Origin of the sequence: Pseudomonas sp. KCJK8993 (assembly GCF_046230915.1) — a bacterium.
Lineage (GTDB): Bacteria > Pseudomonadota > Gammaproteobacteria > Pseudomonadales > Pseudomonadaceae > Aquipseudomonas > Aquipseudomonas piscis.
On sequence record NZ_JBJJLO010000046.1, the window covers coordinates 24,134 to 45,952 of the forward strand.

Genomic DNA, 21,819 nt, shown 5'->3' on the forward strand with positions numbered 1-21,819 from the left:
TCAATTACAGAATTGCAGGACGTTGGCCCGGCTCTTGTCGCTCGGCGCGGTCTGGTCCTGCTGCAGCCAGAACTGGCACTTGGCGTTGGACAGGTTGCGCGGGTTGCTGCGAGCGTTCTCCAGGGATTGCAGTTCCTCGTTCTTGCGCAGGTTTTCCTGGTATTGCTCGAACAGGCGGTTGGGCTGTTCGGGGGCGGCCACGGCGGGCTTGCCCAGTTGTTGCACGGCCTGGGCCACCGGCGCCAGTTGCTGGCTGAACAGAAAGTGCGAGGCCAGCCAGCAGGTCAGGGCGATCGCCAGGAACCCCAGCCACAGGCCCAGGGCGATACTGGCACTGAGCGCCAGGGCATTGAAGCCGATGCGCAATGGGCGGCGGGCGGGCGGACGGTGCGACATGGTTGCCTCCTGGCGGGCAAGGTTGAACGGGGGCTGATTGTCGCACGAAGATTAATCGAGGTCGGCTCTTCTGCGCAGGGGCATTTATGCGGACAATCGGCGCCTTTGCCAATTGGGGACAGGAATGAAAGCCTCCTGGGACATTTTTTGCAGCGTGGTCGACAACTACGGTGATATCGGCGTGACCTGGCGTCTGGCCCGGCAGTTGGTGGCCGAACATGGTTGCGCCGTGCGCTTGTGGGTCGACGACCTGCGCGCCTTCGAGCGGATCTGTCCGGAGATCGACATGGACAAGGACCGCCAGCAGCAGGACGGGGTCGAGGTCCGGCATTGGCCGGCCCAGTGGTCAGCCGAAGTCGCGGCCGATGTGGTGATCGCTGCGTTCGCCTGCCAGTTGCCTCATGCCTATATGGAAGCCATGGCCGATCGCGAACGGGCGCCCTTGTGGTTGAACCTGGATTACCTGAGCGCCGAGGACTGGGTCGGAGGCTGCCATGGCCTGCCCTCGGTGAAGTTTCGTGGTGTACAGAAGTACTTCTTCTTCCCGGGATTCCAGGCGCAGACCGGCGGGCTGCTGCGCGAGAACGGCCTGCTGGAGCGACGCCGGGCGTTCCAGGCCGACCCCCAGGCCCAGGTGGCATTCCTTCGACAGCTTGGGGTAGTGCCAGCCAGCGGTGCTCGCTTGATGTCGCTGTTCGCCTATGAAAATGCCGGCCTGGCCGGCTGGCTGGATGCCCTGGCTGCCGATCGCCGCCCTACCCATTTACTGGTGCCCGAAGGGCGCATCCTCGGTGATGTGCAACGCTGGCTGGGCGTCGACTCCTTGGTCGTGGGCAGCGTGCTGGCCCGGCAATCGCTGACGCTCCAGGTCCTGCCTTTCGTGCGCCAGGAAGATTATGACCGCCTGCTCTGGTGCTGCGATTTCAACGCGGTACGGGGCGAAGACTCTTTCGTGCGGGCGCAATGGGCGGGGCGGCCGATGCTCTGGCACATCTATCGCCAGGACGAAGACATCCACCTGGACAAGCTCGAGGCGTTCCTCGCGCTCTACACCCGCGGGCTGTCAGCCGAGGCCGGGGCGGCCGTGCTGGCCTTGTGGCGAGCCTGGAACACCGAGGGGCAGATGGCCGCCCCCTGGGAAAAGCTGCTGCGACACTGGCCGGAAATCGCCGTGCACGCCGAACGATGGTGCCTGGAACAGGGCTTGCAGGCCGATCTTGCTGCGGCGCTGGTGCAGTTTTACCTAAATTGGAACCAGCACTGAGGGAGCCCAACAAACACTGGGCGGAACCCTCTATGTGTACCAAGAGAGAGACAACACTGTTACAAACCATCCTGGCCTGTCCCTATCTGTATCGGAGGGAGGGGGTCTACTACCTGCGTATGCGGCCCGTAGGGGCTACCACGGGACTCTTTACGATATCCTTGCGCACCACCGAACGACCACGAGCCACAGAGTTGACCAAAGACATCCTCGCCGCCCTTGCGGTGTTTCATCTTGATAACCCAGAGGCACCATGGGCAGACATCAAGGAGCGCTTAGCCTTTGTGGCTCTTAACGCTCTCTCCCTGGCTCATACAGACGCCTCCTTGTCTGCCTATGAGTCGATCTACAGGGACCTACAAACAAACATCAGCTTAGCCACCGCAAGTATGGGAATGTCCTTGAATCAGCACAGGGGAGCCGCTGGGGCTCAGCGGATTCTTGAAGCTTCCCTAAAGCGTCTGCGGGGCGACTCGACGGACCTTGTAGACATCGTGGACAACCTCGAAGGCATCGTAGGGGATGGCCCGGCACAGTCGCTGAAGGCTGCCCAGGAGGCGCTCCACTGGGATGACCTCTACCCGGTTTATCTGAAGGAGAAGGAAGGGGACGTTAAGCAATCCACCTTGGATGGCTACGAGAGCAACTACAAGCAAATCAGCGAGGCGTTGGAGGTCACCGGGACCACAGACCTGCGGAAGCATACGCGGGCTGATTTGGTGGCCATGAGGGACGAGCTGTTAGAGAGCCGCAAGGCTTCGACAGTGAATAATCTAATAACCCAGTTCACAACGGTCATGACCTGGGCGGTGGATAATGACTACCTCGCTAAGGCTTACACCTCAAAGCTCAAGCTCAATAAGGACGCTGAAAGCTCGCGTATCCCCTTTGAGCGCTCCCAGGTGGAAACCCTACTGAGGCACGCTGAGACCCTCCCTATGGACAGCTGGGAGCGTTGGGGGCTGTCCCTATTGGCGGTCACTGGGGCCAGGGCGCGGGAGATCACACAGCTAACCGCCAAGGACATCCCTGAGATTGACGGCCATACATGCGTCAACATCCGCGAGGAGGCCGAAGGGCAATCGGTTAAGAACAAATACAGCGTCCGTGTGGTCCCTCTGGTGGACGGGGTTCTTGGGTTTGACCTTGCAGCGTTCAAGGCAGCCCTACAGGGGCCTAAGCCAGCGTTGCCTGTGTACCATGGAGTTAACAACGTCCAGGCACGAAAGCGGCTCGGTGTGATGATCCGCGAGATCCTCCCCAACAAATCCGAACACCAGACGTTGCACTCCCTGAGGCACCATATGGCCTCTTCCTTCAAGACTTCGGGCGTCCCTGTAGCCTTCGCTCAAGCGCTTTTAGGACACTCCACGGGCACCCTTGCGTATGACACCTATGGCGGTTCGGCTATTCCCGTGGGCACCTTGGCGGAGGTCATAGAGGGGGTCTTTAAGGCGTCCTAACGGTATCATCCGGGGCCTTTGCCCAGGGAGTTTTACGGATGCGGAACGTTGACCTTTACGGGGCCGAGAAGGTGAACAAGGAACTTCACCAAAGGGCCCGCGCGCTGGACCGCTTACCATCTGATGGAGAGAAAACCGCCCGCATCATGGCGTGGAATTCGTTCATAAATGACTTAATCAAAGTGGACGATAGGAATTCCCGCTTAATGAGCGTTGCGCGTATTAGGTATGACAAGGCAGTGGCCATATTCGATGAACGCGGACTGTATTTGGACACCAGTTGGGAGCAATTCGAACGCCACTTTTACAATGAGGCCGGAGTCATAGCCAGAAAAGTGACAAATAAGTGGGTCAAGGCTGCGTTTTACATTTGTGTCGCTTTGGCATTATTCGGATTTTACAAGATATTCTCTTGAGCCCAGGTGATGCACATGGTAACTCCGAAGCTTCGCATAGACTCCCTACAGATACATGCAAAGTCTGGCATGTACGCCCTCTCAGCGCTCCTCAGGACTTCAGTTAAGATTATATCTTTTAACAAATCTTGGCATCCTTATCCGTCGTGGCAATCATCGGCGTGCTAACGGGGCTGTATAACTCGAAGAGTTTACCTATGAGGACAGCATGCAACGGACGCTTACTCTCATTAGCCCACTCATGACCCTTAAGCGTCTGACTCAGATGATACTACCAGTCTGCGTATGTGCATGGTCATTGCTGAGGCTCTAATTGTATCCTTGAAGGAGCTATGGACAATATGAAATGCCCTGTTTGCGGAGCAGCGGATTTGATCCACGACACCCGAGATATCTCCTACACCTACAAAGGTGAAACAACCGTCATTGCTGCGGTAACTGGTGATTTTTGCCCCGCCTGTGACGAGTCCATCTTTGATGCTGTCGAGTCGGAGCGAGTTATGCGTGAGATGCGGGCTTTCTCCCAGGCAGTAACACTACTGAAACGACCGTAAGTAGCATGGGTCAGCACTGCACTTCACCCCTCGCGGCACCGCTGAGCCTTACTGCGCAATCCAAAAGCCAGACTATGGCAACCCTGAAAAGGGTTTCGGTAATCCGCGAGGCGTCTACAAGGTAGACCTCACTGTCCCAAGTAAGGACGCCCAAGCGCTGATCAACAAGATCAACAAACTTCACGAGGCGAACTACGCCGAAATCTGCGAGAAGTTCGAAGCGGAACGTCCCGAGCTGCTTAAGAAACTGGCTCGCGGCAAGAAGCTGTCAGAACCCTACGAGGGCAACATGCCGTACTTCATCAATGATGACGGTACGGTGACCTTCAAGTTCAGCTCTTACGCCTCCTACGTGGACAAAAGTGGCGACCTGAAGCCGCTGGTCCTGAAGGTTGTGGACTCCAGGGGCAAGCGCATTAACAACGTTCCGGCCATCTCTGGCGGCTCTGAGCTGAAGGCTCGTTTCTCCATGTTCGCCTATGGCTTCTCGGCGGTCGCTGGTGCTTCCGTCAAGCTTCAATTGGACTCCGTGATGCTGCTGAAGCTGGTCGAGTTCGGCGGTGGTGACGATGAATGGGGCGACGAGGCCGAAGAGGGTTATGTGGCCGACGAGAATCGCCAGGAACAAGGCTGGTCGGAATGACCCCGATTGCATATCAAGAAACCCCAGATGGCCGACCTCTGAGCCAGTCACTGGGGTTTTTACGTTGTGGTGTCCTGGATTTGCTTATATTCCTGTCGGAACCTCAAACGGACCTTCGGGTTCTCTCACCCCAGTCAGTAGCCACCAACGATACGCGGGAAAAACCTTACCCAGTATCTCAACTTCCTCAATTCCCATCCGCGCCCGGCCGCGCTTCACATTCTGCCAGCGGACGTAGGGAACAGATCCTGCGGCTGCAAGATCCCCTAAAGACGCTCTCTCAAGTAGTAGAGCTGCCCGTTCAGTAATATCCATAAAAGCCCTTAGAAAGTGGTTGGCATGTGTATATAGTACATGTACTCTGTACATTAATCGAGATCAGGGCTGTTCATAATCGCAAGATATCACATGTCAGTTTGCGGGAATGGCCTCGGCGGGCACCTACCAGGGGACGGAAGCATGGTTTGGCGGTACACCAACTGGGCGACACAACTTAGCTGTTTTTTCCGTTTTGGCGTCGTGCTGCGCACTGCACGATTTTCCTTGCTTGGTAAAACATAACAGCCCTCCTGGCCCTCCCTTAGAGATCCTCTTTAAGAGTTCTTAGAGATATCTCTAAGGCCCCTTCGTGGCCGCAATTCAATAAACAAACCAATTAATTAGTTAGAGGCCCTTAAGGCTTCTAAGGGATAGTCATGTCCGTAAAAAGCCAAATTGCACCAACTAAGCACGACTTCAGTGATATTAAAAATGAATCTACCTGGGCCTTTGAAACTCTCTCGGGTATGTACGGCGAAGAACTTGCCGCTACTCAGCTTAGTCTGGAACATGAAGCGTACACCCTTGGCGAGGAGCGTTTCCGTAAACAACTGGAAAGACAAATTGAGCGGGGAGAGTTCGCAGAGAACGCCACGGCCAAGCCTGTACTTTCTCACTTGGTCCCTAAGCTAATCGCTGCTTATGAAGCCTGGGTTGACCATCAAGTTCATAAGGTCCGCCGTAAGCACGTAGGGCTTTCGTATTTCCAACAGATGGACTCTGAGGCTGTCGCTGCGATCACTGTAAAAATTGTTCTGGGAGACATGGCGAAACCTTCCCCTGTAACCATTCAGGCCCTTGCTATTCGCATCGGTCAGTCCCTGGAAGAGGAAGCGCGCTTTGGTCGTATCCGTGTTCAAGAAGCTGCGCACTTTCAGAAGCACGTTAAGGCAGCTCTGAACAAGCGCAACGGCCACACCTACAAGGTCAAGTTTATGGAGCGCGTAGAGGGCCACATGATCGATGCGGACCAGTTGGCGACCAAGTGGGTCAAGTGGGACACGCTCGATAATGATGTGACTTACCACATGGGGATTCGACTCCTTGAGCTGCTCATTGAGTCCACTCAGTTGGTTGAAGTCAGGCGTGAGTTTGCAGGGATCAAATCCCAGGATGGCGAGTACGTGTCGCTGCATCCAGAGTGGGCCAAAAAGCTCTGTGACCGGGCGTTTAACCTTGCCGGGATCTCGCCGCAGTACCAACCGATGATTGTTCCGCCCCGTGAGTGGTCCACGATGGTCGGTGGTGGCTACTGGGCTAAGGGCCGTAAACCCATCCCGTTCATCCGGGTCCGCTCCAAGAAGGCGCTGCACCGATACCGCGAGGTTTTCATGCCAGAGGTCTACAAGGCCGTCAACTTGGCCCAACAGACCGCTTGGAGTGTTAACCAGCGGGTCCTGTCTGTAGCTAACGCGCTGATGCAGTGGAAGCACGTCCCTATCGATGGTTTTCCCTTGCCCGAGCGTGAAGAGCTTCCGCCACGTCCTGAAGGCATGGATGAAGACCCTGAACTGTTGAGGTCCTGGAAGCGTGAAGCGTCCGCCGTCTATCGCCGGGATAAAGCGCGTATCTCTCGGCGCCTGGGCTACGAGTTTGCCCTTGAGCAGGCCAATAAGTTTTCCGAGTACGAGGCAATTTACTTCCCCTACAACCTCGACTGGCGCGGACGGGTCTACGCGATCCCCGCATTCAACCCTCAAGGTAACGACATGACCAAGGGGCTCTTGCAGGCATCCATAGCGGAGCCTGTGGGGGAAGAGGGGGTTGAGTGGTTAATGATCCACGGGGCGAACTGTGCCGGGGTCGATAAGGTTTCTTTTGATCAACGTAAGCAATGGGTCAGGGATAACGAAGAGATGATTCTTGCCTGTGCTCGGGACCCTCTGGGGTGCACTGAGTGGGCCCAGATGGATAGTCCTTTTTGCTTCCTGGCATTCTGCTTTGAGTGGGAGGGGGTCAAGCGTGACGGGCCGCTTCATGAGTCTGCATTGCCGATTGCATTCGATGGTAGCTGTTCGGGGATTCAACACTTCAGCGCGATGCTTCGAGACGAGCGGGGCGGTCGGGCTGTCAACTTGGTCCCCTCCGAGTCCGTACAGGATATCTACAAGCTCGTAGCTGATCGGGTCAATGAAGCCCTTGCGCGGGATCTTGAGGAAGGCTCTGAGGACTCCACGGAAACCGTAACGAACAAGAAGACCGGGGAGATTGTAGAAAAGCGCATCCTTGGGACTAAGGGGATGGCCCGTGGCTGGTTGGGCTATGGGGTCACCCGTTCGGTAACGAAGCGGTCCGTAATGACCCTGGCCTACGGCTCGAAGGCTTTCGGATTCTCTGAGCAACTGATTGGCGACATCATCAACCCAGCGATGGACAGAGGGACCGGGCAAGAGTTCTTCGCGAGCGTTCCGCAGTGTGCCCGGTACATGGCAAACCTCATCTGGGACGCCGTAGGGGTCACCGTAGTGAAGGCCGTGGAGGCCATGAAATGGTTGCAGGTTGCAGCCAAGCACTTAGCCAAGGAGGTCATTTGCAAGGAGACCGGCGCACAGCTCAAACCCTGCATGCCTGTCTTCTGGGTCACCCCGGACGGTTTCCCGGTGTGGCAGGAGTACATGAAGCAGGAACAGCGCCGAATCGACCTGACGTTCCTTGGCACTATGCGCCTCCAAACGACGATTAACGTTCGCGACAGCAACGTCATTGACGGCCTTAAGCAGCAATCTGGCATCTCCCCGAACTTCGTACACAGCCAGGACGGGAGCCACCTACGGAAGACCGTAGTGAAGGCCCACGAAGCCTACGGGGTCAGTTTCTTTAGCCTCATTCATGACAGCTTTGGGACGATCCCAGCGAAGGCCGGGGCGATGTTCCGGGCCGTGCGCGAGACCATGGTAGAGACCTACGAGACCACGAACGTTCTCGCTGATTTCCGAGATCAGTTCCTTGACCAGCTCCACGAGACTCAGCTTGAGGATATGCCTGAGGTCCCCGCTCAGGGCTCCTTGGATATCACCCAGATCCTGAAGTCTGACTTCGCTTTTGCATAATTTATTTGGGTCTCCGGTAGCGTTACAGTTATGGGGGTGTGGGTCACCTAAATGTTTGTGTCTCATTTAGTTTTCTATGTAAGGCGCTCGGTGGCTTGCATATTAAATCTATCGATTCACTGTCAAAATTCAATAGGCTTAATATGTTTAGTTCTATTATTGATTCGAGCTTTTGGCAAAGTTCCCATAGTTTTAATGGGTCTGTCATTGTTTCTTTTTTAGTGTCATCGTAGTGTGTTAGGTAGTTTCGTGTTTCAACGATTCTCCTGACTATTGATTTTATTTCTTTTGAGCTCCCAAGTTTCTCTGCGAAGGGCTTTGTTAGTGCCTGAAGTCTTTTGGATAGACTTATCTCGTTTCCATACATCAATCTCCCTTCGAGCCATTTTTTATGCTCTTGAGGGCAAGCTGTTAGTAGTGATTTCTGTAATTCTTGGAAGATATTATCATCCATCAGTTGTTCGCTGTTTGTTCGTCTGCTAAGAGTCTCCGCTCCTTGAGCAAGCGATAAGAATCTGCTATCCAGATATTTATGAGTCCCGTTTTTGGTTGAGAAATATAGGTTCAGTGCAGGAGATATGGTTTCATGTAGGTTGAACCATTTTTTTAATATTTCTTCCCAGCGATGGGCTATGATTTTGTAGCTGAATAGTCCTTCGGGTGTCCGTGTTTTGGAATCTTTTTTGCTAAATGGTAAGCTCTGATAATAAACTTTTACGGAAAAGGGTATGCCGTTATCACAAGATATTTCAGATAATGTTGCTTCTGCATCTCGGATTGAAAGAGTCTGGGCAGTAGCGAAACAAAGAAGACTTACCACCCTGTAAGTGATTTTAATGAAATGCTCTATTGGCTCGGGCTTTTCTGAGGAAATCGAAAAATAGGCTTTTTGTGTTATTTTTGCCTCTGTGGTTGAACGTGCTGTTGGTAAGGTATGAATAAAGCCAATATTTATATTTTCTCCAGTTTCAAGAGTTGCTTCTATTTGCTGGAGTGGCTCGTATGTGATCGTTGCTTTTTTGTAGTCCTCACTGTAGTCGACTTTTATTCCAGTGACTGAAAGCCATTCATCAAGTCCATCAAGATGGAAGCTGAAGTTTGTGAATAGGTTTTGCTCCTGGGAATCGCATGTCATGCCGAAAAAGGCTTTCTGAATCCTCAAGGTTGACGTTGCAGGTGCGCCGAAACTAAGGTTCTTCGTCTTGAAGAACCCCCCCTCAAGAGTAACGGGTCCTTCTTTTTCCAATTCTCCAATAATTCTTCCGACCTTTATTGTGTCAAAATTTGTTAAAGGGGGCTTGTTTGATGTTATTTCAAGCCCTATCTCGCCTCCATCTGAAATGGTTAGTATTCCTGCGTATTTTTCCTCTGGGCTTTCAGGCAGCCAGAACTGACCGGGACGTTTTATGCCGCTTTCAATTCGCATGGTTCCCTCTTGTTTTGGATTGTTCAGAGACGAATTTAACTGTGTTTGGTTAATTCTGGTGTTTCTGTTGAGATCTTGGGGTATAGGCTAATATTTTGTGGACAAGCGCTTCCGTACCAGAGTGGATGTTACACACCCAATTACTGAAAGCCATCTTTTGAGTGGTTGAGAACATCTGCCACATCTGGGCAGTAAACAATGATTCCAATACAACTCGGGACGGTTACTATTCATGAGAATAGCGCTGGACCTGCTGGTTGGCTACCTTGAACACCTCTGTCGTTCTTTGTAGCCTCAGTTAGCCCATTCACCTGGCTTAAGGTCCCAAAGAACCTAACTCAGTTGTTGAAGGTCCGCGACCTACCCTAACGGAATTAGTTAGGGATCGCCGGGCCGAGCCCTTCTGAGTGTCATGGGAAACTTACCTATCAAAGAAGCCCATAAGGACCCCGCAGGATCGGTACGAGAGACGTGCAAGCTTGCAGGCCAACTGGGCCGCAGTTTAGGCAGTGTGGTGGAGGATTCCTCCATGAAACTACCGACCGACTTGGCCGGAAGGGCGCTGAAAAGGTGGCAGTCATGTTCACCGAGGTGAGGTTACCGAATGCTTATGCGGCTGGCCTGCCACATGCCAAAGACAACGTTACCAAGTAAATCAAGCGCCAAGCACCTGAGTCGTTCAAGCTGGGGGAGCTGGTAGGGGAGACAAAAAGTCCGCTCTTAATCTGCCCTCTCGCAAGGACACTCGGAGTTGGGCCGCGCTATGGCTTATGCCTGAGCAATTCCTCTTCACCATGTCCTACGGGGCAACTCGCCACTGACAGAGCCATTCCGTAAATGGGTCACTGATAGAGAGACACCAAATGACCACCACAACGGAGCAACAAGCAATGACCGCAACGATGCAATTCGAGAAGCGTAATTTCATGGGCGTAGAGCTGGACGTGCTGACCGGCCATCCTGGGCATGAGCTGCTTTTTATAGCGACTCAAGTAGCCCGCGCAGCTGGCCTTAAGAATCCGAGTAGTACGGTTGGCAGTTTCAAGGTCAGCAAGGCTTGCGCTATGCACCGGACCCTTGGGGACACCATTGAACCCTACAACAATCTTGTAGGGTCGGTCCCTAAAGCAGCGAGCGGCCGGGCCTACACCGCCAATACTGCGCTACTGAATGAATCCATGGTCTACCAGATGCTCTTGCGCAGCCACGCTCCGGCCTCCGAGCCATTCCGCAAGTGGGTCACAGAGGAAGTCTTACCGACCATCCGCAAGACCGGACGCTACGACGCTGAGGAGTCCACTAACCCAATCGCTGTGGGCGTCATAGACGAACTGAAGACCCTGCGCCAGGAGATTGCCGAGCGTGACCAGCGCCATAGCTTGGAGATTGCCGAACTCAAAGCCCTCCTTGTAGGAATGAGCCTTACAGCTCCCTTACATTCCATTGCGCCGCCAAGTCCGTACATTGGGACCGAGGCCACAACTGTTCCCTTCCATTATCAAAAGGCCCTCGGACGGGAGCTAATGGACCTCGCGGGATTGAACACTCCAGCAGCCGACAAGGCGACTCCTCGGGTCGTGGTGGCCCTGGAAGAGATCGTTAAGAAGCTTTGGGACGAAGAGGACGGGCGCCACCTTGAAAGTGCCATGGGTGATTGCCCCATCACAGTTCCTACAGATCCCGCAGGACGCTGTTTTAAAGGCATTACCGCGCTGAGCACGACCTGCTTTTTGTAGCGACTCAGGTAGCCCAAGCGGCAGGACTGAAGGAACCACGTAAGTCGGTCTCCCAGTACATCCTGAAACGTGCTGAGAGCGAGGCGGCACTGAAGTTAGGCGAGGCGATTAAGTGTCTATCAAAAATAGACATTAACACTCCGAAGTCGGCCCAGTTCCGCCGCTGGCGGGACATCTGGCTTACCCCCGAATCCACCACATACCAGATGCTCCTACGGGGCCACGCTCCGGCTTCCCAAGGCTCGCGGGGGCGGGGGGATACGGGCAGGTCCTTCAGACAAGTACCTCAATGTGGCGTACCGAGCCCTTAACCGAAGCTGGGCGGCGTATTGGTTTTCTACACTGCATGTTGTGTATTACCTGAGGAAGGCTAACTACATATAGACCCTCACTATTAGCAACGACATCCCGTCCGCGCATTAATGAGGATACTCCATGGACCAAGCGAGCAAACCGCAACAGCATCTCTCGATGCCTGCATTGAATAAGCTGCATACCTATTTCAAAATCGATCAGAGTAGCCCTTCGGGGCTCTTGCGTATTAAAGCGTCACGCGGCAGGAATGGAAAAGTCGGTCCTGTCTTAAGTAAAGACCGGGAAGGCTATTACCGAGTTAAGTTTAAAGGTGTGCATTACCGCACGCACCGCATTATCTACTTCATGCACACGGGTGAAGATCCTTCGCATTGGGTGGTGGATCATGCTGATGGCGACATTTCCAACAACTGTGTTGAAAACCTTCGACGGTGTTCTCATGTGGAAAACTTACGTAATGCCCGTAAGCGAGGGAAGGGCGATCTGCCCAAAGGCATCAGCAAGCTACCTAATGGCATGTACCGTGCCCAAGTGACACTGGACAGTGGGGTGCATTATTTTGACTTTGCATCCTTATCTACGGCAGGGAGCTACTTGGATCAAGTCAGAAAGCGCCACCACGGTGAGTTTGCCAGGAACTGAGCGTCTACTGTTAAGCGTATCAATCGGCTAAACGTTGGACCTGGAGAGCCCCGGAGATTTAAAACTCCTCACTATTAGAAACCCAGAAACCACATGGAGGAATCTAATGACCCAGCCAGCGCTAAATATCGTCACGACTCTGGAAGCAAGCGCACTTGTCAATCGCCCCCACTACTTCGTCCATCGCGACATAGAGGTGATACTTGAAGAACTGACATTCTCTGGTCTTGTTGGTAAGGAAGTCGGCGATGGTGGCCTGAAGCGGTGGTTCCAAAAGTCAGTTAATACCCGCTCTTACTGGGTAGCTGGCGAGTTTCAATATCTTAATTCACATAACTCTAAGAGGGTGGCGCTTTACCTTGCTAAGGACTTCTTTGAGGTGGTGCTGAGTCATGTCGCTTGTGATTCAACCAGAAAGCGCTATGCCTCTTTAGTCTAATCGGCTGTGTGTTTGGGAAAATGCGCAAAATTTCTCTGCTGTTACTAATCATAGGGAGGTGGCACTTATTATTGAAAAAGTAAAGGCAACACAAGGTGATCTATACGCCGCCGCTGCGGACCTCTCCCGAGGAGATCTCACGGAATTCCACTCGCTCCAATCAGGCCGGAACCCCCTCGACGTTATCCCTAAGTATCTCGACGAAACGACCCATGCGATTAAGTGCGGGTCTCTCGTCCTGGCTGTCGGTGGGCATGCTCAAGGGGTTATCTGGTTTGTGACTACGAATGTCGTAGAGATGCTCCCGAAGGGCGAGCGATTCCGGTTCTACAGGATTCTCAAGGACCACCTGAGAGGCATCAAGGAGGCCGCTCCGGACGTGTCACGAACTAACTTCGTCTCTGATGAAAACTACGCCCATATCAGGCTCTTGGAGTCTCTCGGTGCGCGTTTCAGCGAGGTGCATTACATGAGCCCAGCCGGGTTTAGGTTTCGTCAATTTTGGATATAGGAGGTAGTCGCAATGTGTGACCCTACAGGAGGTATTGCCACCATGGCGATTATGGGGGCTATGGCCGCGAGTAGTGCAGCTATGGGGGCATCTGAGCAAGCGAAAGCCCGAGGTATGCAGATAGATGCCCAGCGTAAGAGCCAACAAGAAATGATCAAGGCAGCAAACGCCGCTGATGCAGATGCAAAGCTTGAGACGGTGAATAAGGCCGACGAGGCCCGACGACAACTGACTGAAGTGAACCTTCAGGCGCTGCGAAACAAGGGGCTTATTAGTGCCGCTGTGGGTGAGTCGGGTCTATCCGGCAACACCATGGACCGGGTACGGCGCTCAGCAGATAACGAAGCATCCGCCGAGAAAATGAACGTCCTTGATAACTACGAGAGGGACTACGCGGCAATCTTTCAGAACCGTGTGGGTGCCGTTGAGAACGCCCGCTCGGCGGTCCGTGGTGGAGGTGGTCAGGGGATGAAGATCAATAACCTGGCTAACGCACTGGATATCGTTAGTGCCGGAATGGGCGGTGTTGCGTCTGGCTATTCCGCTACTAAGGGAGCCCCTAAACCGCAGCCAAAAGGAGGTCAGTAAATGGCGCAGAACGCAATCCAGCAGGCTTTGCAACAAGCGTCCCAAACAACCGGCAGGCGCAAGGCGTTTAGCACCTCGGGCGGCGGGCTGAATCTACGGCCTGGGAGCTATCAAAGCGAATACCAAGGGGATTCAGGCCTTGCGGCTGCAATGTCCAGCTTCGTGCAAAGCGCAGGGGCCGCATATGGCGCCCATGATGATTTTGCGAATCGACGGGGCAAAGAGCGCTCAGACGAGATTATCCGCAAGTTCACGCCAGAGCAGCGCAGGGAGGCCCGAGAGCAGGGCATCCTCCTGTATCAAGATGATCCATACGCAATGAGGCACCTTGCGCAGGCAACAGGATTCAACGCGGCCCATGAGATTGACCAAGAGGTCAGTGGCATGATTGCTCGGGGGGAAATCAAGGACCGTAAAGCCTACGAAGAGTTTCGGCAGGAACGCTTGGACAAGGGCGGTAAGACCTTCGCGGAGATGAACGGGCTGTCGTTCGATGACCCAGAGTTTCAGCGGGGGTTCAATAGCAACATCACAGAACGTAATGCGGCTCTCGTGGATTCTTTGGGGCGCAAGAGGTCCCAGGACTTGATGGCTAACGCGGACATTCAGAACCGGAGCAACATAGGCTCACTGCTTTCAGACCAGAGCTTCCTACAGAGCCCGGAGGCGGCACCTGCGTTAGCTGCTCACATTAACAGCGGGGTGGAGTCGGGGTTCATTTCAGGCGCCGAAAAAGCCGGTGAGCTGCTCAGATGGGCCCTACAGGATGTTACAGCGCGTCCCGGTGGTGTCTCGTTGCTGTCCAATATAGCGAACCAAAAGATCCTTGGCGTTGATGTTATTGACCACGTTGGCGCGGACACCTTGGAAAACCTTAAGGCCAAGGCTGCACACTTCGAGCAATCCACAAAAGCCGACAGGGCCGAAAGGTTCCAAGGGCAGCTCTCGGGAATCATGGCGCGCACTGACACCGTGTCGGCACTCTCGGCCCTCGATACGCTCCACTCTCAGACAGTGGGCGCAACCCCAACTGATGTTATGACCCCAGAGCGTCAGGCAATTCTGAGCGCACGGGACCAGCTTCTAAACCGTCAACGTGCAGAGACCGTAAAGCTTCAAACAGAGGCCGTGAAGATCGGGCAGAAGCAGGTGCGCATGGCGATGCTGCGCGATGCTTGGAGCCGCAAGCTGAACGGGGAAATGGTCTCTGTTGATCCAAGTCTTATGCCGACGACTGAAGAGACCGGAAAGTGGTCCGCTCAGGCGGATGAAGCCGACATAGCGAACTTGCTTATGGGTGAGATTGCGAACTACGAGATACCCGAAAGCGATAAGACTAACCTAATGCTCCAGCACGTTATGGCCGACCGCAAGGACGGTCCATTCCGAAAAATATTTGCTGAGTCCGTAATAGACCCTGCTGAGTCCGAATTGCAGGGCGCAATCGTAAGTGGGGATACCGGACGGGATTACCCGCATATGAGAAAGCTACGGGACCTTGTAAAAGCCAATCCGGCAGGCATTGCAATGTTGTTCCCAGAGAAGGCCCCACTCATTGCGAAGATGGTCGTGTTGGAGCGTGGTGGCTTCGATTCGTCTGTTCTTGTAGAGGCTGAGCAACTCGATAAGAACCTTACACCTGAGGCGCGCATGGCGAATGACAAAGACTACTTGTCAGAGATTCGTAGGTCTCGAAGCGCTATGCAATATATGCCTGCGGATATGGAAGGGATGATGCTTACGGTCTACAAGGCGTCCATGTCGGTAACACGCAATGCAGACTTGGCGACAAAGGCTGTGGCTGATTTTGTTGATGATAATACGGTTCAGTTCAAATCAGAGGGTGGGCCTGTGGGCCTGGTCCCCAAGACTGCCATCCTCATGGACCCTAACGATATCACCTCGTGGAAGCCTGGCCAGGCAGCCGTTCAGGCAAAGCTTGATGCTTTCGCACAGGCCAACCCTGGACTGGTTGCCAACAGCCCCCCATTCATCATGTCTCGGAATGGCCAGCTTTATATCCAGACGTTCTTGGGGCCAGGGGAGCCTATTTATATGCAGGACATCCGCGAAGAACACGCCCGTAAGGTCGCTCAGGAACGAGAGGACGCCAAGCGGCGCCAGCAAGACGACATCAAGCGCACTCAAGAGGGCTTCAAGCCTTACGAAACTGAGCGAGAAGAGCGCGCCCGTAAGGTGCGGGACTATCCGCGCCAAGACAAACCATAAGGAGGCCCACGGGCTTTCCCTCAAAGAACCATAAAAGGAGGCCCCAAATGTCCAAAGATTACGAACGAATCAAAGCCGCAGGGACCCCATACGACAACCTGATCCGCTCAGCGGCAGAGTCCGAGGGGGTCCGTTACGAACTTCTGCATAAGCAGATTTACAACGAATCTTCCTTTGAGCCCAAAGCCAAGTCCCCTACAGGCCCCCTGGGGCTCGCTCAGTTCACAGAGGCGACTGGCAAGGCATACGGCCTTATGACTCCTGAGGATCGTATGGACCCCACTAAGGCCGTTCCTGCTATGGCCCGCCACATGCGCGAGTTGATAGACAAGTATGACGGCGATGAACTGGTAGCGGCCTTGGCGTACAACCAGGGCGGGGGGAAGCTGGGAGCCCCTCAGATTGCCGCAATGCAAGCGGGAGACTTCTCCAAGATTTCCGAAGAGGGTCGGGGTTACATGGCGAAACTAACGGATGTTGCCGTAAGTCCGCACCGCGATTACTTCAAGGGCCTTAAAGGTGGTGCGCCTACTATCAGCTCCCGAGCAGGCTCTCTTAATCTCACTGCGCCGGCATCGGGTAGGGAACTCTCTGTTGGCGAATTGGCTGCCATCCAGGGAAAGCCACTATCCGGTGACTTGGAGGTAGGTGCTTGGGACGGAACCGGGGATGCCTCAAAGGCCGCTTTAGCTACGTCCGTGATTGGTGCTGCTTATCGTGGTTACGCTGAAGAAGGTGCAGACCTTGGCACAGTAATTCAGATGATGCGCCCGGTGAACCGTATGCAGCACAACCCGATGACTGAAGAAGACTTTGAGACCCTCGATAAGCTCGGTGTACAGCCTGAGTATTACCGTCAGTTTGCTTCAGCCGAGCGTGAAGAGTGGAAGCACATTTTGCCGGTGGTCCTTGATTCACAGGACTATCAACAGAACTTTGATTCTGCTGGTTGGGCGGCTCAAGTAACTGGGGGACTTGTCGGGGCAGCAGGGGACCCAACGAGCTATGTCCCTGTAGCCGGTCTTACAGGTTCTCTTGGCGCTCGTGTTGCCAAAGGTGCGGCTTATGGTGTCGCCACGGCTGTTACAGGTGACCACTTAAGATCCCGTGTGGTCGGCGGTGAGTCTCACTTAGCCGCTTCGGCGGCCGGTGGTGTAATCCTTGGAGGTGCCCTGTCGGGAGTCTTCGGGAAAAACATTGTGGTCACTCGTGGCAATGATGCGGCTGAACACATCCAAGACCCCTTTACGGGTCCAACGATACGCGCTGAGGCTCGTGTTCGTGCTGCACAAGATGGAAGCCCCGACCCGACCCTAATGCCTCATACAGACGACACACCGACTGCCAATGTAAACGGGGTTGACCTTCAACTTGTTCCTTTTGAAGAGGGGGCGGTGCGTCTCCCTAACGGCACGATTCTCAGCGGCCCTAACCCGTTGAACCCGGTTACTGTTGCCCGTATGGAGCAGTTCGAGCAGGCAGCGGCAGGGGCTCGCATGGGTGGCTTTACTGAGATTGGACATACCCTGAATCGCAGTGAAAACGAAGCGGTGCGTGAGATTGGGGGGCAACTGTTCCGACCACCTACAGGGACCGTCTCGGGATCTAATGGCCGCTTCGCATCGACCGCAAGTGACATCGTGGAGAGGGAGAGGGGCCAGGACCATTTGAGCTACCAGTCTCTAACGAATCTTGCCGATGAAGCTATTGGGTCTAAGTGGTACTCGGCGCTGCCTGGGTCACGTACTGAGGCCCAACAGATACTGGACCGGCGAGCCGTTGAGGCTCTTGAAGATCCAGATAGGGCACTTGTACAGGCGTTACGTCCAGAGGAAAGGGCTTACATGGATGCTGTGGTGTCCCATACGGCCCGTAAAGATGACAGCCTTAAGAACCCATCAAAGTATGGAAATCAAAACGCTGTCTCTCTGCTGGACTCTACACGTTACCAGGGGCGTTATTTTCCATTCGTTCAGGATCGTGCGGCCAAGACTTTGTGGACTCAAGCGCTCGGGGGCAAGGACGCGCTGCAAGAAGTGATCATTCAGGCGATGCTGAGAAGTAGACCAGCCACCATGGCCCGTGTGAAGGCGCATGTTACGGACCTGCTGAACGCTGAGGGCGTGCCAGTGACTCCACAGGCTATCGCTCAACGGGTCCGCGAATATGCGAGCGGTAAGGCTTACGGGATGTCTCAGGACAATGCTTTGACCGCTCAAGCTTTTGATGTTAATCAGGGGCAGTTCGGTGGAAACGTCGCGGACAACAACTTCCTGAAAGGCCGGCACCTCTTTGACACTGACATTCGGATAGACACACCGGCAGGCCCTTTCTCTATTAACGATTTACGTGATTTCTCAGTGGGCCGCATTCTGCAAGCCTATGACCGCCGCGTTAATGGGGACGTGGCCGTAATGGGATCAACAGGCCGAACCGTGGGAGAGCTGGAGGCCCAGATTAAGGCCCTGCCTGATGACGTGAAGCCCGATGAACGTGCCGCCTTGGATCAGGCGTTAAGAGTCCTTACAGGCCAAGCGCGCAGGGACACCCCTGAGGGTGCCTTAGCGACAGTCGGGCGCGCTCTTAACGATACAGCCTTCACGCTCAAGTCTTTCTTCATGCCCTTTCAGAACTTCACAGAGATGGCCGGACTGGTTTCCCGTGGTTATGTACACATGCTCGGTCACAACATACCGGCCTACAAGGAGCTGATTGCAGGGAAGTACAAGATGACTGCTGGCAGCCTCAATGACCTCCATGCGGGCCTCTTTGGCCGGGAGCTGGACGACTCTATTAGACCGGCACGTCTGGACATCGTGGAGCGTCTCAGGGAGCAGGGTTCTAATGAGATGGTTGCTCAAACCGTGGGGTCGCTGAAATGGGCAACTGGTGCGATGGCTCGTCGATCCCCTGCGGGCTACATGCTACCGGAGACAACTAACCACCTCCTGGACGCTGGCCGTAAAGGCATCCTTGGGGACATCGTGCGGCACACCGTGGCAGGTGGGAAGAGCCCATTGGATAACCTTCTTATCTCTGAGCCTGCATTACTGCGTTCTGCGGGCATCACACCGGCTCAATGGGGCGGCATCAAGGACCTTATCAATAGCTCCATGGTTCGTGATGCTGACGGTAAATACTCAGTTCGTGATATGGCCGCATTCCAGGCTGACCCCCGCTCGATGGACCTGTGGCGGCTTGCTGACCGCATGGCTGACGAGGTGGTAATTCGACCACACAAAGTCTCGAACCTCGACACCAAGGCTTACGGCGTAGGGGTCAAGATGCTGATGCAGTTCAAGAGCTTTCTCGTTAAGTCACTCAATGAACGCTTGTTGCGGGGCATTAACGAGGCTCGGCTAAATGGTCGGGTTATGGATCAGACCTACACAGCAGCACTCTCAGCATTAGCAGGCGGTAGCTTCTATGTTTCTTCGGCGTACCTGAAGGCCCAAATGCTGCCAGAACACCAGCGCAAGAAGTACCTGAATGACGCACTCGACCCCAACATGATTGCCTATGCATCGCTGACACGCGGGTCGTACCTCGGGACCCCTTTCGGTTTGGCTAACATTGTTGCGGCACCTCTCGGATACGATCAGGCTGCAATGGTACGAACTTCGATTCTGCCAGAGGCTGCCCGCAAGAAAGATCCTAAGGAAAAGGCGTGGCTATATGGGCTGAGCGACCTCGATAAGCCGGGTGAGGTTTTCACGGACGCATTGAAGCAGGTCCCAGCCGCTGGTTTGCTGAGCAGTGCGGCCCAGGTCGGATACAACCTCGCAGGTCTCGCAGGAACTACCAATAGCCCAGACATGGCCCAGCAGTATCGAACGGGCATCTTCAACGGGTTCCGTGGGCTGGTCCCTAACGACCCAGTAAGTCAGCGAGCTACCGTTGAGATGTTTGAGCGGTGGGGCATCGACACCACGAAGTGATTCGTATCAACAACCTTGAAGGGTCCGAAAGGGCCCTTTATTTCGTCCGTGCTGGTTACTTTCTGATCGCCCTGGAGCCCTTGCAGGCCGGGGCCTCCAAAAGTCCTCACTATTAGGATAGGGGGGCCTAAAGATACTCCCTTAAAGGCCATCTTTAAGGACCTCAGAGGTTGGTGATTAATGCTGATAAGCATCACCTCCCAAAGAGGCACATATAGGAGCATCTTGGTATGAAGGAAAGACGTAGGGCCTTGTGGCCAACCATTCGGCTCCTGCTGACCCACCGTGTCACCTACCGATTTCTTGGTCTGCTCGTTGTGGCTCTCGGAGTTGGTCAAGGTGCTGAACTGTCAGAAGCCTTTGGGGATGTCCTTTGCGTTTTACTCGGTGGCTGTACTGAGTGACATCGTGGGGATAGCGGTCAGGAGGCGTAGAGGGGCCAATGGGAAAATGGCACAAAAATCTGAATGACCACCTCAATGGAACAGATTTCCAAAGTTCCCCCCGTGGGGCCTCCTGGGGTCCTTATCGCGTACATGCGCGCCTCTGGATGTCGGTGTCACAAACTGAGACAAGCTCGGGACAAGACTGTGCCAAGCACGAACCAAGGCTGTCACAAGGGGCTTTACCGGGCCCAATAGAATCAATAGGATGGCCTCCCGGCTCTTTCATTGCTCAGTTTTACCTAAATTGGATATGATACGCGGCCTAGATTTTTGTAAATCCCATCCAAATTCGGATATTCGCAATGAAAACTGGTAAAGAACTCAAACCCGGTACCGTGATCCGTATCGACAACGATCCTTGGCTGGTTCAGAAAGCTGAATTCACCAAGTCCGGTCGTAACAGCGCGATCATGAAGACCAAGCTGAAGAACCTGCTGACCGGTTACAAGACCGAAACCGTTTACGGTGCGGACGACAAACTGGACGACGTGATCCTGGATCGCAAAGAAGCGACCCTGTCGTTCATCAGCGGTGACTCCTACACCTTCATGGACACCACTGACTACACCATGTACGAGCTGAACTCCGAGGACATCGAGGCCGTTCTGCCGTTCATCGAAGAAGGCATGACCGACGTCTGCGAAGCCGTGTTCTTCGAAGGCCGCCTGGTTTCCGTCGACCTGCCGACCACCATCGTGCGCCAGATCGATTACACCGAAGGTTCCGCTCGCGGCGACACTTCGGGCAAGGTGATGAAGCCTGCCAAACTGAAGAACGGCACCGAGCTGAGCGTTGCCGACTTCATCGAGATCGGCGACTGGATCGAGATCGATACCCGCGAAGGCGGTTCTTACAAAGGCCGCGCCAAGGTTTAAACCTGGCCCGTTCTTGTAGATGAAAAAGCCCGGCCTTGAGTCGGGCTTTTTTGTGCCTGCAATTCGTCGTTTCAGACGCTTACGTGCAGGCGAACATCGACATTGCCGCGGGTGGCGTTGGAGTAGGGGCAGACCTGGTGAGCGGCATCTACCAGGCTTTTTGCCTCGTCCCGGGCCAGGCCGGGCAGATTGACGTGCAGGTCGATGTCCAGGCCGAAGCCGCCCGGGATCTGGCCGATGCCGACATGGGCGGTGATCGAGGCGTTGTCCGGAATCTTGCGCTTGCTCTGGCTGGCGACGAACTTCAAGGCGCCGATGAAGCACGCCGAGTAGCCGGCGGCGAACAGCTGCTCCGGATTGGTTGCCTGTCCACCCGCACCACCCAGCTCCTTGGGAGTGGCCAACTTGACGTCGAGGATGTTGTCGCTGGAAACGGCACGGCCGTCACGGCCACCGGTGGCGGTTGCAACTGCGGTATAGAGAGTCTGCATGGTGTAAAGCCTCGTTCAGGTTTTGGGGTGCTAATTGTTTGTGCGCTAAATAATCTGGAGAGAATATATTGCGATAATA

General features: G+C 54.5%; 18 protein-coding genes. 15 read left to right on the top strand and 3 right to left on the bottom strand.

Annotated elements, in window-relative coordinates; all coding sequences use genetic code 11:
• On the bottom strand, positions 1-396 hold the full coding sequence (locus ACK6AU_RS16425) for a hypothetical protein (RefSeq protein ID WP_185701625.1): 396 nt from the start codon (positions 394-396) through the stop codon (positions 1-3).
• A gap of 124 nt (positions 397-520) precedes the next feature.
• Between ACK6AU_RS16425 and earP the strand changes: the two genes are divergently transcribed.
• From earP to ACK6AU_RS16455, 6 genes are all read left to right on the top strand, one after another.
• A complete protein-coding gene (gene earP / locus ACK6AU_RS16430) occupies positions 521-1,660 on the top strand; it encodes an elongation factor P maturation arginine rhamnosyltransferase EarP (protein WP_409300069.1) in 1,140 nt (379 codons plus the stop codon).
• A 194-nt stretch (positions 1,661-1,854) separates the two neighbouring features.
• Positions 1,855-3,123, top strand: coding sequence for a tyrosine-type recombinase/integrase (locus tag ACK6AU_RS16435; RefSeq protein ID WP_409300071.1), 1,269 nt, complete (start codon positions 1,855-1,857; stop codon positions 3,121-3,123).
• Positions 3,124-3,161: 38 nt separating this feature from the next.
• Positions 3,162-3,539, top strand: a complete 378-nt coding sequence (locus ACK6AU_RS16440) for a hypothetical protein (protein WP_409300073.1) — start codon at positions 3,162-3,164, stop codon at positions 3,537-3,539.
• Between the two features lie 341 nt (positions 3,540-3,880).
• Positions 3,881-4,093: a type II toxin-antitoxin system MqsA family antitoxin gene (locus tag ACK6AU_RS16445; RefSeq protein WP_409300098.1), complete on the top strand. Its 213-nt coding sequence runs from the start codon at positions 3,881-3,883 to the stop codon at positions 4,091-4,093.
• A gap of 16 nt (positions 4,094-4,109) precedes the next feature.
• Positions 4,110-4,736 carry a DUF2815 family protein gene (locus tag ACK6AU_RS16450; protein ID WP_409300100.1) on the top strand — a complete coding sequence of 209 codons (627 nt, stop codon included), beginning with the start codon at positions 4,110-4,112 and terminating at the stop codon, positions 4,734-4,736.
• Positions 4,737-5,431: 695 nt separating this feature from the next.
• Positions 5,432-8,104, top strand: coding sequence for a DNA-directed RNA polymerase (locus ACK6AU_RS16455; protein WP_409300075.1), 2,673 nt, complete (start codon positions 5,432-5,434; stop codon positions 8,102-8,104).
• Positions 8,105-8,147: 43 nt separating this feature from the next.
• Here ACK6AU_RS16455 and ACK6AU_RS16460 read toward each other — a convergent pair whose 3' ends face one another.
• Positions 8,148-9,530, bottom strand: a complete 1,383-nt coding sequence (locus ACK6AU_RS16460; protein ID WP_409300077.1) for a HEPN domain-containing protein — start codon at positions 9,528-9,530, stop codon at positions 8,148-8,150.
• Between the two features lie 863 nt (positions 9,531-10,393).
• On the opposite strand from ACK6AU_RS16460, the gene ACK6AU_RS16465 reads away from it, so the two are divergent.
• From ACK6AU_RS16465 to ACK6AU_RS16505, 9 genes are all read left to right on the top strand, one after another.
• Positions 10,394-11,266, top strand: coding sequence for a BRO family protein (locus ACK6AU_RS16465; protein ID WP_409300079.1), 873 nt, complete (start codon positions 10,394-10,396; stop codon positions 11,264-11,266).
• 435 nt (positions 11,267-11,701) lie between these two features.
• Positions 11,702-12,223: an HNH endonuclease gene (locus ACK6AU_RS16470; RefSeq protein ID WP_409300081.1), complete on the top strand. Its 522-nt coding sequence runs from the start codon at positions 11,702-11,704 to the stop codon at positions 12,221-12,223.
• A gap of 106 nt (positions 12,224-12,329) precedes the next feature.
• A complete protein-coding gene (locus tag ACK6AU_RS16475) occupies positions 12,330-12,662 on the top strand; it encodes a hypothetical protein (RefSeq protein WP_409300083.1) in 333 nt (110 codons plus the stop codon).
• Positions 12,663-12,720: 58 nt separating this feature from the next.
• Positions 12,721-13,173 carry a phage protein Gp13 family protein gene (locus ACK6AU_RS16480; RefSeq protein WP_409300085.1) on the top strand — a complete coding sequence of 151 codons (453 nt, stop codon included), beginning with the start codon at positions 12,721-12,723 and terminating at the stop codon, positions 13,171-13,173.
• Between the two features lie 42 nt (positions 13,174-13,215).
• A complete protein-coding gene (locus tag ACK6AU_RS16485; RefSeq protein WP_409300087.1) occupies positions 13,216-13,761 on the top strand; it encodes a hypothetical protein in 546 nt (181 codons plus the stop codon).
• Positions 13,762-15,990, top strand: coding sequence for a hypothetical protein (locus tag ACK6AU_RS16490; protein WP_409300089.1), 2,229 nt, complete (start codon positions 13,762-13,764; stop codon positions 15,988-15,990).
• A 47-nt stretch (positions 15,991-16,037) separates the two neighbouring features.
• The gene (locus ACK6AU_RS16495; RefSeq protein ID WP_409300091.1) at positions 16,038-19,928 is read left to right on the top strand and encodes a transglycosylase SLT domain-containing protein; all 3,891 of its coding nucleotides are present in this window, start codon (positions 16,038-16,040) and stop codon (positions 19,926-19,928) included.
• 230 nt (positions 19,929-20,158) lie between these two features.
• Positions 20,159-20,332 carry a gp19.5 family protein gene (locus ACK6AU_RS16500; protein ID WP_409300093.1) on the top strand — a complete coding sequence of 58 codons (174 nt, stop codon included), beginning with the start codon at positions 20,159-20,161 and terminating at the stop codon, positions 20,330-20,332.
• Between the two features lie 344 nt (positions 20,333-20,676).
• Positions 20,677-21,249 carry an elongation factor P gene (locus ACK6AU_RS16505; protein WP_053133142.1) on the top strand — a complete coding sequence of 191 codons (573 nt, stop codon included), beginning with the start codon at positions 20,677-20,679 and terminating at the stop codon, positions 21,247-21,249.
• A gap of 71 nt (positions 21,250-21,320) precedes the next feature.
• Here the strand turns inward: ACK6AU_RS16505 and ACK6AU_RS16510 are convergent, their stop codons facing one another.
• Positions 21,321-21,740: an organic hydroperoxide resistance protein gene (locus tag ACK6AU_RS16510; RefSeq protein ID WP_409300096.1), complete on the bottom strand. Its 420-nt coding sequence runs from the start codon at positions 21,738-21,740 to the stop codon at positions 21,321-21,323.
• Between the last annotated feature and the right edge of the window lie 79 nt (positions 21,741-21,819).